The following is a 13,743-nucleotide window of genomic DNA, read 5'->3' as shown; positions in this document are numbered from 1 at the left end:
CTCCCTCCGCACTCCGTATTGCTCGCAGGCAGACGTACAGACTTACGAGGGCCTGACATGGTTGCCGTTGACGCGGCCGCAAACCTTGAACCCTCCCGACCTCGGGGTTCAACACGGCGCTCTCAAATTACCAGCGCCCTTCGCAAATTCTCCACATAAGGAATCGACAGAAGTGAACAGAGGTGAAACTGCTGACACCGTCTCCGAGCATAGGGGCTTAGTCTGGCGGCATGCCTCGCTACGAGTACCGCTGCCGGACCTGCGGCGACACCTTCGAACTGAGCCGCCCGATGGCGCGGTCCGCCGACCCCGCGGACTGCCCCGCAGGTCACGACGACACAGTGAAGCTTCTCTCAACCGTGGCCGTGGGGGGCACGAAGTCCGCCCCCGCGCCCAAGGCGGGCGGCGGGGGCGGCGGATGCTGCGGCGGCGGCTGCTGCGGCTGACCGACGGCGCGGCGATTTCTCAGGAATTCTTCAGGAACTCCCGCAGGATGCGCTCGCCGGCCAGCACACCCCGCTCGGGCAGGGCCGTGATCTCCGGAGCCGTCCAGGCGGTCTCGGCCAGCTCGCCGTGACCCGGGCGCCAGCCCCGGTCGGCGGCCAGCAGCAGATCGGCGTCGAGCAGCGAGTCCCCCGCCGCCAGCGTCAGTTCGGCACCGGTGCGGCGGGCCACCTCGCGCACGGCCGCGCTCTTGGTCAGCGGCTTCGGCACCGCGTAGATCTTGCGGCCCTGGAGCGACACGGTCCAGCCCCGGTTCTCCGCCCAGGCAGCGAGCTCCTTCACCCACTCCTCGGGCAGCAGCTCGCGCTCCACGACGAGGTAGGCGAACAGATCCTCGGCGACCCGCTGCTTGCGCAGCCAGAACGGGTCCGCCGTCTTCGCCAGGTACTCCTGCACCTCGCCGAGCGGCGCGCACTCGTCGGCCAGCCGGGCCAGCACGCTCGCGTGCCAGTCCTGGTCGGTCGCCCCGTCCACCAGCAGATGGCCGCCGTTCGCGCAGATGGCGTACTTCGGCTCCGGACCCGGCAGGTTGATGCGCTGGTACTGCTTGCGGGTCCGGGTCGTCGTCGGCATGAACACCGCCCGGTCGCCCAGGTCGGTCAGCAGCTGCGCCGACGTCTCCGTCATGAACGACAGCGGCCTCGCCTCGTGCACCTCCACGCACAGCAGCCGCGGGGCCCGCGCGTCCGGCATGGTCAGCGCCAGGGCGGCCGCCGAGTAGATGAGCGTACGGTCGAGATCGCTCGCCACCAGAACCGGCATCAGACCGCCACCGCCTTGCCGTCGGCGCCGGTCGCGCCCCGGGTGAACTGCGGGTGGATCAGCCCCACGCAGGTGTAGGGCAGGTCGCCGACCTCCTCGACGGGTACTCCTCGCTGCCCGGCGAGCAGCCGTACGTGGTCCAGGTCGGCGCCCGCCCCGGCCCGCGCCAGGATCTTCCACGGCACCCGGCGCAGCAGCACCCGGGTGGTCTCGCCGACCCCGGGCTTGACCAGGTTCACGTCGTGGATCCCGTACTCCTCGCTGATCCGCTCGACGGCCGCCCAGCCCTCCCAGCTCGGCGTCCGGTCACTGGCGAGCAGTTCCTTCACCGCGCCGTCGACGGCGTCCGCGACCTCGGGGAAGCGGGCGGCGACGGCGTCCAGGAAGGCCACGGAGACATCCGTGCCGGCGAGCTCGCGGTAGAACTTCGCGCCGTGGAAGTCGTCCGGCCCGACCAGGTCGGCCCGCAGCACGGTCCGCGAGATGAGCCCCGAGACGGTCGAGTTCAGACAGGCGGAGGGGATGAGGAAGTCGTCGCGGGTGCCGTACGTCCGCACGCACGAACCCGGGTCGGCCAGCACCGCGATCTCCGCGTCGAAGCCGGCCGCACCGCCGCCCTCCTCGAACTCCTCGATCGCAGCGGCCAGTTCCCTGGTGATCGCGCCCTTGCCGGTCCAGCCGTCGACGAAGACGACGTCACGCGGGTCGTGATGGGCGGCCAGCCAGCGCAGCGCGTTGGCGTCGATGCCCCGGCCGCGCACGATCGACACCGCGTAGTGCGGCAGGTCGAGGCCGTGCCGGAACTGCGCCCAGCGGCGCATCAGCACCCCGACGGGGGTGCCTGCCCGGGCGAGCGAGACGAGCACCGGCCGGGGGGACCGCTCGGTGATCACCGTCTCCGTGACGACGCCCACGGCCTGCGCGATGCGCGCCGCCGAGGTCTCCAGCGCCGCGTGGAACAGCTCCTGGTACTGCTCGCTGGGCTGGTACTCGACGGGCAGCGACTCGGCGTAGTGCGCGCCGCCGCTCTGGATGGCCTCCTCGCGCTCCTCCGTCGGCGCCTCCAGCGTCACGTCCGAGAGGTCCTGGAGCAGCCAGCCGACCTCTTCCGGTGGGTACGAGGAGAAGGCGGGGCCACGAAGGGGCTCGGGCAGCATGGCGGGTCTCTCTTCCGACAAGGCGGCTGCGTACAGCGGCTCGGGGACGTACGACGGCACGACCGCGAGGACGACGTGCGGGGTGTGCGCGGCAAGCTGGGACAGGAGGCCGTCGGGGGCGTGCAGTTCCCGGGTGTCGGCCACGGAGTCCACGACGGCTACGACGGCGTCGAAGTCCCCGCCCGCGACGTTATAGGCATAACGCTCGCCGGGGCCGTCCGCCGGGTCGTCGTGCGCGGGGAAAACGATTCGGCTGCGTATCGCGTAGCCGGGGTCGTCGACCGCGAGGACGGGCGAGCGGGTGGTGGTCGAGTAGCGCACCTCGGCGCCGACGACCTGCTCCAGCTCGCGGGCGAGCCGGAGGGGGGCGTACATCAGCTCCTCGAAGCCGAGCACGAGGACGCTCCGCGCGTCGTGCGGCAACGCCTCGGCCAGGCGTGCGGCCATCTCGGGCAGGGCCGCGTCCAGGCGTATCCGGTGCGCGGGGGTGAAGCCGTGCCGGCCGCCGTCGGGAAGGCCGCGCGGCCAGTGCAGGTCCACGCGGGTGAGGTGGCCGGGGGGCCGCGTCTGCCGGGTGCGGTCGTCGTCCGGGTGCGGGTCCGTCGCGGCCTGTCGCGCAGTTCCCCGCGCCCCTGGCGGATTGCCCCGCGCGTCGGCCTCCACGCTCTGCGGCAGCGCGGCCGCCGCCCCCGCGGACGACCGGGCACCGCTCGTGGCGGCCTCGGCCTCGTACCGGGTGACCAGCTCCTGGCCCTTCTCCAGCACCCCCTCCGGGAGGAGGACCGTGCCGGAGGCGGTGGTGACGAGGTCGACGCGGGCGCCGATCTCGCGGGCGAAGTCGTCCAGGCGGCCCGCGTCGGCCGCCGAGCGCATGTCGACCAGCGCCACCACCACGTACCGCCCCCGCGGATACCGCTCGTGCAGCGCCCGAATGGTGTTCAGGACCGTGTTGCCGGTGGAGAACTCGTCGTCGACCAGGACCAGCGGCCCGCTCCCGACCAGCAGCGCCGGGTCCTCCGGCAGCAGCAGGTGCGAGGTCGCGTGCGAGTGGGACTCCTCGAAGCCGCCCGCCTGCGCCACCCCGGCGACCGGGCGGCGGGTGGAGTGCAGACAGGGGGCCGTGCCGATGCCGTCGGCGACCGAGTGACCGAGGCCGGTGGCGGTCTCCGCGTAGCCGAGGACGACCGCCTCGGCCGCCTCCTCGGCGCCGAGCAGTTCACGCACCCGGCGGCCGAGGGCGAACCCGTGGCCGTGCACCACGGACGGCGACTGCGGGACGTGCTTGCCCAGGACGTTGGAGACCAGCAGATGCGCCCGCTTGGGGTTGCGGCGCAGGGCCAGCCCCAGCAGGCTCGTCAGCGTGTCGTCGCCCACGAGCTCGACACCGAGCCGCTCGGCGACCCAGGTCCCGGACCATATGCCGTCGTCCCCGTTGTTCACTGCGTTGTTCATGCGTCCCTTGTGAGTGAGGTGGTTATTCAGCCGGGTATGCCGGCGGCGAGCAGGTCGACGAAGCTGACGTCCTCGTGCGCGACACCGAAGACCTCGGCGCGGAGCATGGTGCGCTCGGCCCAGGCGCGGTGCGGCTTCACCTCGTTCATCTTGTTCGTGTACTGCGACCGCAGCACACCCCCACCGCCGCGTTCCGGCCGCAGGATGTCCGCCGCGTCGCTGTACTCCTCGTGACTGACGACGGACAGCGCGTGCACGGCCGGCACGTGGGAGGGGTGGATGCAGGTCTTGCCGAGCAGGCCGTTGGCGTGGTCCAGCGAGATCTCGCGCAGCAGCCCGTCCATCGCGTGCTCGATCAGTTTCTCGCGCAGTTCGACGGCCTGCCCCTCCAGGAAGGGGCTGTGCCGCAACATCGGCTTGAACATGCGCTCGGGGACCCGGAAGTACTCCCACACCGGCCCCGTCACCGTGAACCCGGTGCCGTCGGCCCGGCCCAGCATGTTCACCACGTCCGCGATCACGGAGGCGACGATCTGGACGTCGTAGGCGGTCATGTCGGGCGCTCTGCGCAGGCCGTACGAGGAGCAGAAGTCGGTCACGCCCAGGCGCAGGGCGAGGACCCGGCTGCGGTACTTGTCGACGGCGCGGGCGATGCCCTCCAGGGCGTCCACCCGCGACTCGCGGTACATCAGCTCGGGCGTCTCCAGGACGGGCATGCCGAACAGCCGCCGCCCACTCGCCGTCTCGGCGCCCGCCAGCGCCTCCAGGAAGGGGATGCCCCGCTCCTCGGTGAACTTCGGGAACACGAAACCGCTGAGCAGTTCCGCGGTGGCCCCGAGACGCCGGACCAGGTCGGGGATCTGCTCGGGCGTCCGCACCCGGATGAAGATCAGCGGCAGTTCCGCCTCTCCGGCGTCCCTGCGGGCCGCGAGGTCGGCGAACTGCCGGACGAGGTTCGCCTCGCCGGCCTCGACGTCCTCGTCGCCGATGGAGTCCTCCAGGCACAGCACCATCGACACCACGCCGCGCCCGGTCTGCTTGACGATGTCGTCCGCCAGCCGGGGCCGCGTGGCCGGGCTGTACAGCGTGGCCCCCAGGGCCGCGGAGAGCAGCCTTGCCGGGGAGTCCGTGTCGAAGACGCACGGTTCCCGGTGGAAGAGGCGGTGCCGCACCTCAGGGGCGAGGTGCCCGAAATGACGCATGAATCTCCCCCGTGGTGCGCGTAAGTCTGTGGATTCGGCATGAGGTGGCCGGTAATAGTACGTAGGGATCGATGTCCCAGGTTCCCACCCGGCATGAATTTCAGGTAACTCGCGGATGAGACTTGCCGTGTACCCCGCGTTGTCGTGAGCAGGCCCGAGAAGGCAGGATGACCGCATGACGCACGCGATGCTGAAGGGGTCGAACGTCCCGCTGAAAGCCACCACGGTACGCGCCGTGCTGCGCTGGACCCCCGGACAGGGGGTCCCGGACGTCGACGCCTCGGCGCTGCTCCTGGGCCTCGACGGCCGTGTGCGCTCCGACGAGGACTTCGTCTTCTACAACCAGCCCCGGCATCCGTCCGGGAAGGTGTGGCGGCTCGGCAAGAAGCGCGTCGCCGAGGGCCTCACGGACACCATCCAGACAGATCTGTCCGGTGTCGAGTCCGGCGTCGGCCAGATTCTCCTGGTCGCTTCGGCGGACGGGGTGACGTTCGACCGCGTACGTTCCCTCACCATCGCGCTGTACGACGCGACGACCGACGGCGAGCCGCTGGCCACCTTCGACATCCGCCCGGAGACGGGTGAGGAGACGGCCCTGATCTGCGGCGAGCTGTACCGGCGCGGCGACGGCTGGAAGTTCCGCGCCCTGGGCGAGGGCTACTCCAACGGCCTCAAGGGCCTGGCCACGGACTTCGGCATCTCGGTGGACGAGTCGGAGGAGGCCCCGGCCCCCGAGCCGTCCCAGGCCCCCCGCACGCCCAGCCTCTCGCAGCCCCTGCCGCCCGAGCAGCCGGCGTCGACCGTCCCGCAGCAGCAACCGCAGCAACCGCAGCAACCGCAGCAACCGGCGTACGGCTACCCGGCCAGCCTTCCGACCTACGGCTACGGCTACCCGGACGGCTCCTTCCGGCTGCCGCCGCAGGGCCCTCAGTTCGTCGGACGGTGAGTGGCCGGGTGAGCCGCGCGGGGCGCGGGCGCTACTTCTCCACCTTCGTCTTGTAGCCCCTGCCCCACTGGAGTCCCCACCCGTACAGGCGGTCCAGCTCCGCCTGGAACCCGTAGACGAACCGCACCTCGCGCCGCACCATGAGTTCACCCTTGACGTTCTCGATCATCACCACCGCGCAGGACCGGGCCTGCGGATGCCGTTCGTCGAGGCCTATCTCGATCCGCGGCCCGTTGCTCGGATACAGCGTGACGATCGCGTGGGTCCGGTCGAACGCCGGCGTCTGGTCGTAGATGTAGACGAAGACGAGCAGCCGCTTGATCTCGTCCCGGTGGTCGAGGTTGACGTACATCGTCTCGCCGGACGCCGACCCGAACCGGTCGTCGCCGCTCAGCTTCACGTAGGGCGGCGCGTTCACGTCCCCCAGCAGGCCGCCCAGCGGCTGCACGACCCCCTTCGTCCCGTCGGCCAGCTCGTACAGGCAGCCGAGGTCGAGGTCGACGTTGACCATGCTCTGGCTGTGTCCGACGACCTCCGGGGGCCGCAGCGCCTTGAAGGGATGCCGCAGCAGACTCTCGCGCTGCGGTCCGCCGATGTCGGAGGTGCGCATCCGCCAGGTCAGGTTGACGCGCAGGTTGCCGGTCGCGGCGCCCTGCCTCGTGAGGGAGACCTGGGAGTGCCGCTTGGTCAGTTCGATCGAGTTGGTGGCCGCGTTGCCCGAGTCGAAGTCCGCCGCCCGGCTGCCCAGGAGCCCGTCGAATATGCCCATTCCCGCCCCCCACGTCCACTGTGAAATACCGGCGGGGCGGCCGGTGGAGGACTCGTCCTCACCGGCCGCCCCGCTCAGAGCGTTCCTCGCTGAGAAGGCGGTCACACCCCGGACGAGACCTCAGTCTTGTCGTCCGAGGCCGCCGCTTTTCCCTCGGCCGCCGCCAGGGCCTGGTTGCGGCGCACGGAGGACCAGAAGGACCAGGCGATCAGGACCACACCGACGAGGCCGGTGATGACCTCGTTGATCTGGTACTGGATGGTGACCATGAGGATCACGGCCAGGGCGCCGATCGCGTAGTGGGCGCCGTGCTCGAGGTAGACGTAGTCGTCGAGGGTGCCCTGGCGGACCAGGTACACGGTGAGCGACCGGACGTACATGGCGCCGACGCCGAGGCCGAGGGCCATCAGGACGATGTCGTTGGTGATGGCGAAGGCGCCGATCACGCCGTCGAAGGAGAAGGACGCGTCCAGGACCTCGAGGTAGAGGAACATGAAGAACGCGGCCTGGCCGGCCAGGACGACCGCCGGGCGCTTCTTCCCGGTGCGTGCGGCCTCTTCCTCCTCCTCGTGCTCGCGCTCCTCCTCTTCCTCGAGCTTGTCCTCGAAGTAGCCGGAGAGACCGCCCACGACCATGTACGTGATCAGACCGGCGATACCGGAGATCAGGACCGTCTGCGCCTTGTCGGCGTGCGCCCCGCCGTGCTGGTGGGCGTGGGTGGCGAAGGTGAAGGAGGTGATCAGCAGGACGATCAGCGCGATGCAGACCGACAGCATGTCGACCTTGCCGAGCTTGGCGAGCGGGCGCTCGATCCAGCGCAGCCACTGGATGTCCCGGTCCTCGAAGATGAAGTCCAGGAAGATCATCAGCAGGAACATGCCACCGAAGGCGGCGATCGACGGGTGGGCGTCGGTGACGAGCTGCTGGTACTTGTCCTTGTCGTTGAGCGCGAGGTCGACCGCGTCGATCGGACCGATTTTCGCACTGATCGCGACGATGACGACGGGAAAGACCAGCCGCATGCCGAAGACGGCGATCAGGACGCCCACCGTGAGGAAGATCTTCTGCCAGAAGGCACTCATCTTCTTCAGGATCCCGGCGTTGACCACCGCGTTGTCGAACGACAGCGAGATCTCCAGGATGCAGAGGATCGCCACGATACCGAGGGCCTCCCACCCCCCGTAGAAGGCCGCTGCGACCAGGCCGAGCGCGGTGATCGCGAACGACCAGCCGAAGGTTTTCAGAAGCACTGGCTACCCAATCGTGTGTTGGGGGCGCCTCCCAGACAAAGTCTGGGGGAGGGTTTCCCCCGTGCCGTACTCGGCTTTACGAAACGTTGACTCCGAAGTCTAGAGCGATGCCCCGCAGCCCCGACGCGTACCCCTGTCCCACAGCCCTGAACTTCCATTCGCCCTGGTACCGGTAGAGCTCGCCGAAGATCATCGCGGTCTCCGTGCTGGCGTCCTCGCTCAGGTCGTAGCGGGCGAGCTCCTGGCCGTCGGCCTGGTTCACGACACGGATGAAGGCATTGGCGACCTGGCCGAAGGTCTGGCCCCGCTCGTCGGCCATGTGGATGGAGACCGGAAAGACGATCTTGTCGCACTGGAGCGGCACCTTGGAGAGGTCGACCAGCAGCGACTCGTCGTCGCCCTCGCCCTCTCCGGTGAGGTTGTCACCGGTGTGCTCGACCGAGCCGTCCGGGCTCTTGAGCTGGTTGTAGAAGACGAACCACTCGTCCCCCATCACCCGTCCGCTGTTGCACAGCAGCGCGCTGGCGTCCAGGTCGAAGGGGGCTCCGGTGGTGGAGCGCGCGTCCCAGCCGAGCCCGACCATCACCTGGGTGAGGTTCGGCGCGGCCTTGGACAGGGAGACATTGCCTCCCTTGGCGAGCGTGACGCCCATGTCTGCTGGTCCTCCCCTAGGTGGTGCTCAGGTGGTGCCTCTTCGGTTGTCCTGCGCGTCCGGCGCCGACCGTAAACGGTGCGGCGCCGGACGATCGGACGTTCGGTGACTCGGGCCCTGCGGTCGGCTCAGACGTTGACGCCGAAGTCCTGCGCGATACCGCGCAGACCCGAGGCGTAGCCCTGGCCGATGGCCCGGAACTTCCACTCCGCACCGTGCCGGTACAGCTCGCCGAAGACCATCGCGGTCTCGGTCGACGCGTCCTCGCTCAGGTCGTAACGGGCGATCTCGGTGCCGCCGGCCTGGTTCACGACGCGGATGAACGCGTTGCGCACCTGGCCGAAGGACTGCTGCCGGTTCTCCGCGTCGTAGATCGACACAGGGAAGACGATCTTCTCGATGTCGGCCGGGACCGCGGCGAGGTTGACCTTGATCGCCTCGTCGTCGCCCTCGCCCTCACCGGTGGTGTTGTCACCGGTGTGCTCGACCGAGCCGTCGGGGCTCTTGAGGTTGTTGAAGAAGACGAAGTTCGCGTCGCTGCCGACCTTGCCGGAGCTGTCCAGCAGCAGTGCGCTGGCGTCCAGGTCGAAGTCGGTGCCGGTGGTGGTGCGGACGTCCCACCCCAGACCGACGATGACCGCGGTCAGGCCCGGGGCCTCCTTGGTCAGCGATACGTTGCCGCCCTTGCTGAGGCTGACTCCCACGGGTCCTCCATTGGTGTTCCGGGGCGGGGAGCCCCTGATACGTCGGATATCGGATCAACGTGTCGATCCTAGTGACGGGTTCCCGCCCCACGCAGGCCCTGACGCCGAAGAATCACAGGGTGTCGAGCGCGGCGACGTACTGACCGAGGTCGCGGGCGTCCGGCAGCGCGTTGACGACCGTCCAGCGCACCAGGCCCTCCTTGTCGATGACGAAGGTGCCGCGCACCGCGCAGCCCTTGTCCTCGGCGAACACGCCGTAGGCGCGGCTGACCTCGCCGTGCGGCCAGAAGTCGCTCAGCAGCGGGTACTCCAGGCCCTCCTGCTCGGCGAAGACGCGCAGGGTGTGGATGGAGTCGTTGGAGACGGCGAGCACCTGGGTGTCGCGGTCGGCGAACTTCGGCAGGTTGTCGCGCACCTCGCACAGTTCGCCGGTGCACACGCCGGTGAAGGCGAAGGGATAGAAGAGCAGGACGACGTTCTTGCTCCCGCGGAAGTCGGAGAGCCTCACGGAGCGGCCGTGGTTGTCCTTGAGCTCGAAGTCGGGGGCCTTGTCGCCGACCTGGATGGCCATCGCCTGAATGTCCCTTCGGTGGGGCTGTCTGGGTGAACACCACCCTACGCAGCGATCGCCGAAGGCCGACGGACGGACCTGCCCACAGGGGCCGGCCCGTCCGGCGTCACAGCACTTCAGTTCACTTCTCGGACGTCACTCCCTGGACGTCACTTCTTGGACTTCGCGGCCTTGGGCGTCACCAGCCGGCTGCCACTCCAGTCCTTGCCCACGCTGACGCTCTTGCTGGCCGACAGACCCGCAGTCGTCGAGGCTTCGGAGATGTCGCTCGGCTCCACGTATCCCGTCCGGCCGGTCTTCGGCGTCAGGAGGAGGATCGACCCGCCTTCTTCGATGTACGTGGTGGCGTCCACCAGCGCATCCGTCAGGTCTCCGTCATCGTCGCGGAACCAGAGCACCACGGCGTCGGCGACGTCGTCGTAGTCCTCGTCCACCAGATCGCTGCCGATGACTTCCTCAATGGACTCGCGGAGCTCCTGGTCGACGTCGTCGTCGTAGCCGATCTCCTGGACCACCTGCTCGGGCTGGAAACCCAGCCTGACGGCAGGGCTGGTCCGCTCCTCCGCGTGGTCCGCGGTCGCGCTCACGGGTTGCCTCCTGATCATGATTCGGGAATGTCTCAGCCACGCGCGTGCGCGAAGCATTGGCCGTAGTCCACACGGGCGGGACGGATCGCGCAAGTACCCGGCGGTTCGGACCGCCGAAACGGTGACGATCCTGGCCGTGTCGACGCAACTCCAGGCACGCGATTCGGACGGATGGTGACGTACACCACACCTATCTGCCCTGTTTGCGCATTTGAGAACCATCCAAGGGTACGAGATTCGAACGGGTGCCGGTTACCTCGGGGTAGAGATGACGTTTGCGGCCCCTAGGTACACGATGGGGGCGGTGCAGGCACTGGAGAGTGAGCGAGACGCCCCGCGAGGCACCCGCGAGGCGACCACACGAGAAGAACAGTCCCACAGCCCCACACAGCCCTCTGACAGGTAAGGAACAGCGTGGCTTCCGGATCCGATCGCAACCCGATCATCATTGGCGGCCTTCCGAGTCAGGTTCCTGACTTCGATCCCGAGGAAACCCAGGAGTGGCTCGACTCCCTCGACGCCGCGATCGACGAGCGCGGCCGGGAGCGGGCCCGCTATCTGATGCTCCGGCTGATCGAACGGGCCCGCGAGAAGCGCGTGGCCGTGCCCGAGATGCGCAGCACGGACTACGTCAACACCATTCCCACCCGGGCCGAGCCCTTCTTCCCCGGCAACGAGGAGATCGAGCGCCGGATCCTGAACGCGACCCGCTGGAACGCGGCCGTGATGGTGTCCAGGGCCCAGCGGCCGGGCATCGGGGTGGGCGGTCACATCGCCACCTTCGCCTCCTCGGCGTCCCTCTACGACGTCGGCTTCAACCACTTCTTCCGGGGCAAGGACGAGGGCGACGGCGGCGACCAGGTCTTCTTCCAGGGACACGCCTCTCCGGGCATCTACGCCCGCGCGTTCCTGCTCGACCGGCTGAGCGAACAGAACCTGGACGGGTTCCGCCAGGAGAAGTCGAAGGCGCCGCACGGGCTGTCCTCGTACCCGCACCCGCGTCTGATGCCGGACTTCTGGGAGTTCCCGACCGTGTCGATGGGCCTCGGCCCGATCGGTGCGATCTACCAGGCGCGGATGAACCGCTACATGCACGCGCGCGGGATCGCCGACACCTCGAAGTCGCAGGTGTGGGCATTCCTCGGCGACGGCGAGATGGACGAGCCGGAGTCGCTCGGCCAGCTGACCATCGCCGCACGTGAGGGCCTGGACAACCTGACCTTCGTCGTCAACTGCAACCTCCAGCGCCTCGACGGCCCGGTGCGCGGCAACGGCAAGGTCATCCAGGAACTGGAGTCGGTCTTCCGGGGCGCCGGCTGGAACGTGATCAAGCTGATCTGGGACCGCTCCTGGGACCCGCTGCTCGCCCAGGACCGCGACGGCACCCTCGTCAACCGGATGAACACGACGCCGGACGGCCAGTTCCAGACCTACGCCACCGAGTCCGGTTCCTACATCCGCGACCACTTCTTCGGTGACGACCACCGGCTGCGCGCGATGGTCGAGGGCATGACCGACGACCAGATCCTGCACCTCGGCCGTGGCGGTCACGACCACCGCAAGATCTACGCGGCGTTCAAGGCGGCCGTGGAGCACACCGGCCAGCCGACGGTGATCCTCGCCAAGACGGTCAAGGGCTGGACGCTGGGGCCGAACTTCGAGGGCCGCAACGCCACGCACCAGATGAAGAAGCTGACGGTCGCCGACCTCAAGGGCTTCCGCGACCGGCTGCACCTGCCGATTCCCGACAAGGAGCTGGAGGGCGGCCTCCCGCCGTACTTCCACCCCGGTCGGGACTCGGAGGAGATCCAGTACATGCACGACCGCCGCAAGAGTCTCGGCGGCTACGTCCCGACCCGTGTGGTGCGGTCGAAACCACTCACGCTGCCCGACGAAAAGACGTACGCGAGTGTGAAGAAGGGTTCGGGTCAGCAGTCCATCGCCACAACCATGGCCTTTGTGCGGCTCCTCAAGGACCTCATGAGGGACAAGGAGCTCGGCAAGCGCTTCGTGCTGATCGCGCCGGACGAGTACCGCACCTTCGGCATGGACTCCTTCTTCCCCAGTGCGAAGATCTACAACCCGCTCGGTCAGCAGTACGAGTCGGTCGACCGTGAGCTGCTGCTCGCCTACAAGGAGTCGCCGACCGGACAGATGCTGCACGACGGCATCTCGGAGGCCGGCTGCACGGCCTCCCTGATCGCGGCGGGCTCGGCGTACGCCACCCACGGCGAGCCGCTGATCCCGGTCTACGTCTTCTATTCGATGTTCGGTTTCCAGCGCACCGGCGACCAGTTCTGGCAGATGTCGGACCAGCTGGCGCGCGGTTTCGTACTGGGTGCGACCGCCGGGCGTACGACCCTGACCGGTGAGGGCCTCCAGCACGCGGACGGCCACTCCCAGCTGCTCGCCTCGACGAACCCGGGCTGTGTCGCCTACGACCCGGCGTTCGGCTTCGAGATCGCCCACATCGTGCAGGACGGTCTGCGCAGGATGTACGGCAGCTCCGCCGAACACCCGCACGGCGAGGACGTCTTCTACTACCTGACCGTCTACAACGAGCCGATCCGGCATCCGGCCGAGCCGGCGGACGTGGACGTCGAGGGCATCCTGAAGGGCGTCTACCGCTTCAGCGAGGGCACCTCGGGGTCGATCCCGGCGCAGATCCTCGCGTCCGGTGTGGCCGTCCCCTGGGCGGTCGAGGCGCAGAAGATCCTCGCCGAGGACTGGAACGTCAAGGCGGACGTCTGGTCGGCGACCTCCTGGAACGAGCTGCGGCGCGAGGCCGTCGAGGTCGAGCGGCACAACCTGCTGCACCCGGAGGAGGAACAGCGGGTGCCCTACGTGACGCGCAAGCTGAGCGGGGCCGAGGGCCCGTTCGTGGCCGTCTCCGACTGGATGCGGTCGGTGCCGGACCAGATCGCACGCTGGGTGCCGGGCCCTTACCAGTCGCTGGGCGCGGACGGCTTCGGCTTCGCGGACACCCGCGGGGCGGCCCGCCGCTTCTTCCACATCGACGCCCAGTCGATCGTCGTGGGGGTGCTGACCGAGCTCGCGAAGGAGGGCAGGGTCGACCGCTCGCTGCTGAAGCAGGCCATCGACCGGTACCAGCTGCTCGACGTCTCGGCGGCCGACCCGGGGGCGGCGGGCGGCGACGCGTAGCGCCGGGCGCTCCCTGGGATGACCG

12 protein-coding genes are annotated in these 13,743 nt (G+C 69.0%); 3 read left to right on the top strand and 9 right to left on the bottom strand.

Annotated features, from left to right (window positions below; translation table 11 throughout):
- Positions 1–230: 230 nt before the first annotated feature.
- Positions 231–446 carry an FmdB family zinc ribbon protein gene (locus OHS71_RS28515; RefSeq protein ID WP_328482177.1) on the top strand — a complete coding sequence of 72 codons (216 nt, stop codon included), beginning with the start codon at positions 231–233 and terminating at the stop codon, positions 444–446.
- 19 nt (positions 447–465) lie between these two features.
- Here the strand turns inward: OHS71_RS28515 and OHS71_RS28510 are convergent, their stop codons facing one another.
- The 3 genes from OHS71_RS28510 to OHS71_RS28500 are packed head-to-tail and all read right to left on the bottom strand — an operon-like array spanning position 466 to position 5,077.
- Positions 466–1,266, bottom strand: a complete 801-nt coding sequence (locus OHS71_RS28510; protein WP_328482176.1) for an HAD family hydrolase — start codon at positions 1,264–1,266, stop codon at positions 466–468.
- A complete protein-coding gene (locus OHS71_RS28505) occupies positions 1,266–3,875 on the bottom strand; it encodes a phosphoribosyltransferase (RefSeq protein ID WP_328482175.1) in 2,610 nt (869 codons plus the stop codon). Before OHS71_RS28505 ends, OHS71_RS28510 begins: the two co-directional genes overlap by 1 nt.
- Positions 3,876–3,901: 26 nt before the next feature.
- Entirely contained in the window at positions 3,902–5,077 is a 1,176-nt protein-coding gene (locus OHS71_RS28500; protein ID WP_328482174.1) for an HpcH/HpaI aldolase/citrate lyase family protein, read from the bottom strand.
- A gap of 175 nt (positions 5,078–5,252) precedes the next feature.
- Here OHS71_RS28500 and OHS71_RS28495 point away from each other — a divergent pair, with 175 nt between their 5' ends.
- The gene (locus OHS71_RS28495; protein ID WP_328482173.1) at positions 5,253–6,023 is read left to right on the top strand and encodes a TerD family protein; all 771 of its coding nucleotides are present in this window, start codon (positions 5,253–5,255) and stop codon (positions 6,021–6,023) included.
- A 31-nt stretch (positions 6,024–6,054) separates the two neighbouring features.
- Here OHS71_RS28495 and OHS71_RS28490 read toward each other — a convergent pair whose 3' ends face one another.
- The 6 genes from OHS71_RS28490 to OHS71_RS28465 form a co-directional block, all read right to left on the bottom strand.
- Entirely contained in the window at positions 6,055–6,792 is a 738-nt protein-coding gene (locus OHS71_RS28490) for a TerD family protein (RefSeq protein WP_328482172.1), read from the bottom strand.
- Between the two features lie 101 nt (positions 6,793–6,893).
- Positions 6,894–8,042 (bottom strand): DUF475 domain-containing protein, encoded by a 1,149-nt coding sequence (locus tag OHS71_RS28485; RefSeq protein ID WP_328482171.1) that lies wholly within the window; start codon positions 8,040–8,042, stop codon positions 6,894–6,896.
- A gap of 76 nt (positions 8,043–8,118) precedes the next feature.
- Complete coding sequence (locus tag OHS71_RS28480) at positions 8,119–8,694, bottom strand: TerD family protein (protein WP_328482170.1); 576 nt, start codon at positions 8,692–8,694, stop codon at positions 8,119–8,121.
- Between the two features lie 128 nt (positions 8,695–8,822).
- Positions 8,823–9,398: a TerD family protein gene (locus tag OHS71_RS28475; protein WP_200726695.1), complete on the bottom strand. Its 576-nt coding sequence runs from the start codon at positions 9,396–9,398 to the stop codon at positions 8,823–8,825.
- Positions 9,399–9,510: 112 nt separating this feature from the next.
- A complete protein-coding gene (locus tag OHS71_RS28470; protein ID WP_328482169.1) occupies positions 9,511–9,969 on the bottom strand; it encodes a peroxiredoxin in 459 nt (152 codons plus the stop codon).
- A gap of 149 nt (positions 9,970–10,118) precedes the next feature.
- Positions 10,119–10,556: a DUF3052 domain-containing protein gene (locus tag OHS71_RS28465; RefSeq protein WP_020126915.1), complete on the bottom strand. Its 438-nt coding sequence runs from the start codon at positions 10,554–10,556 to the stop codon at positions 10,119–10,121.
- A 414-nt stretch (positions 10,557–10,970) separates the two neighbouring features.
- Here OHS71_RS28465 and aceE point away from each other — a divergent pair, with 414 nt between their 5' ends.
- A complete protein-coding gene (gene aceE / locus OHS71_RS28460; protein WP_328482168.1) occupies positions 10,971–13,718 on the top strand; it encodes a pyruvate dehydrogenase (acetyl-transferring), homodimeric type in 2,748 nt (915 codons plus the stop codon).
- Positions 13,719–13,743 lie beyond the last annotated feature (25 nt).

The sequence above is a fragment of the Streptomyces sp. NBC_00377 genome (genome assembly GCF_036075115.1).
GTDB lineage: Bacteria > Actinomycetota > Actinomycetes > Streptomycetales > Streptomycetaceae > Streptomyces.
Note: the sequence above shows the minus strand (reverse complement) of the source record. Positions and strands in the feature narration are given on the sequence as shown.

Coding starts and splice junctions, on each gene's coding strand:
- OHS71_RS28510 (WP_328482176.1), bottom strand. CDS start 1,266: ATGCCGGTTCTGGTGGCGAGCGATCTCGACCGTACGCTCATCTACTCG.
- OHS71_RS28495 (WP_328482173.1), top strand. CDS start 5,253: ATGACGCACGCGATGCTGAAGGGGTCGAACGTCCCGCTGAAAGCCACC.
- OHS71_RS28480 (WP_328482170.1), bottom strand. CDS start 8,694: ATGGGCGTCACGCTCGCCAAGGGAGGCAATGTCTCCCTGTCCAAGGCC.
- OHS71_RS28500 (WP_328482174.1), bottom strand. CDS start 5,077: ATGCGTCATTTCGGGCACCTCGCCCCTGAGGTGCGGCACCGCCTCTTC.
- OHS71_RS28490 (WP_328482172.1), bottom strand. CDS start 6,792: ATGGGCATATTCGACGGGCTCCTGGGCAGCCGGGCGGCGGACTTCGAC.
- OHS71_RS28470 (WP_328482169.1), bottom strand. CDS start 9,969: ATGGCCATCCAGGTCGGCGACAAGGCCCCCGACTTCGAGCTCAAGGAC.
- OHS71_RS28505 (WP_328482175.1), bottom strand. CDS start 3,875: ATGAACAACGCAGTGAACAACGGGGACGACGGCATATGGTCCGGGACC.
- OHS71_RS28515 (WP_328482177.1), top strand. CDS start 231: ATGCCTCGCTACGAGTACCGCTGCCGGACCTGCGGCGACACCTTCGAA.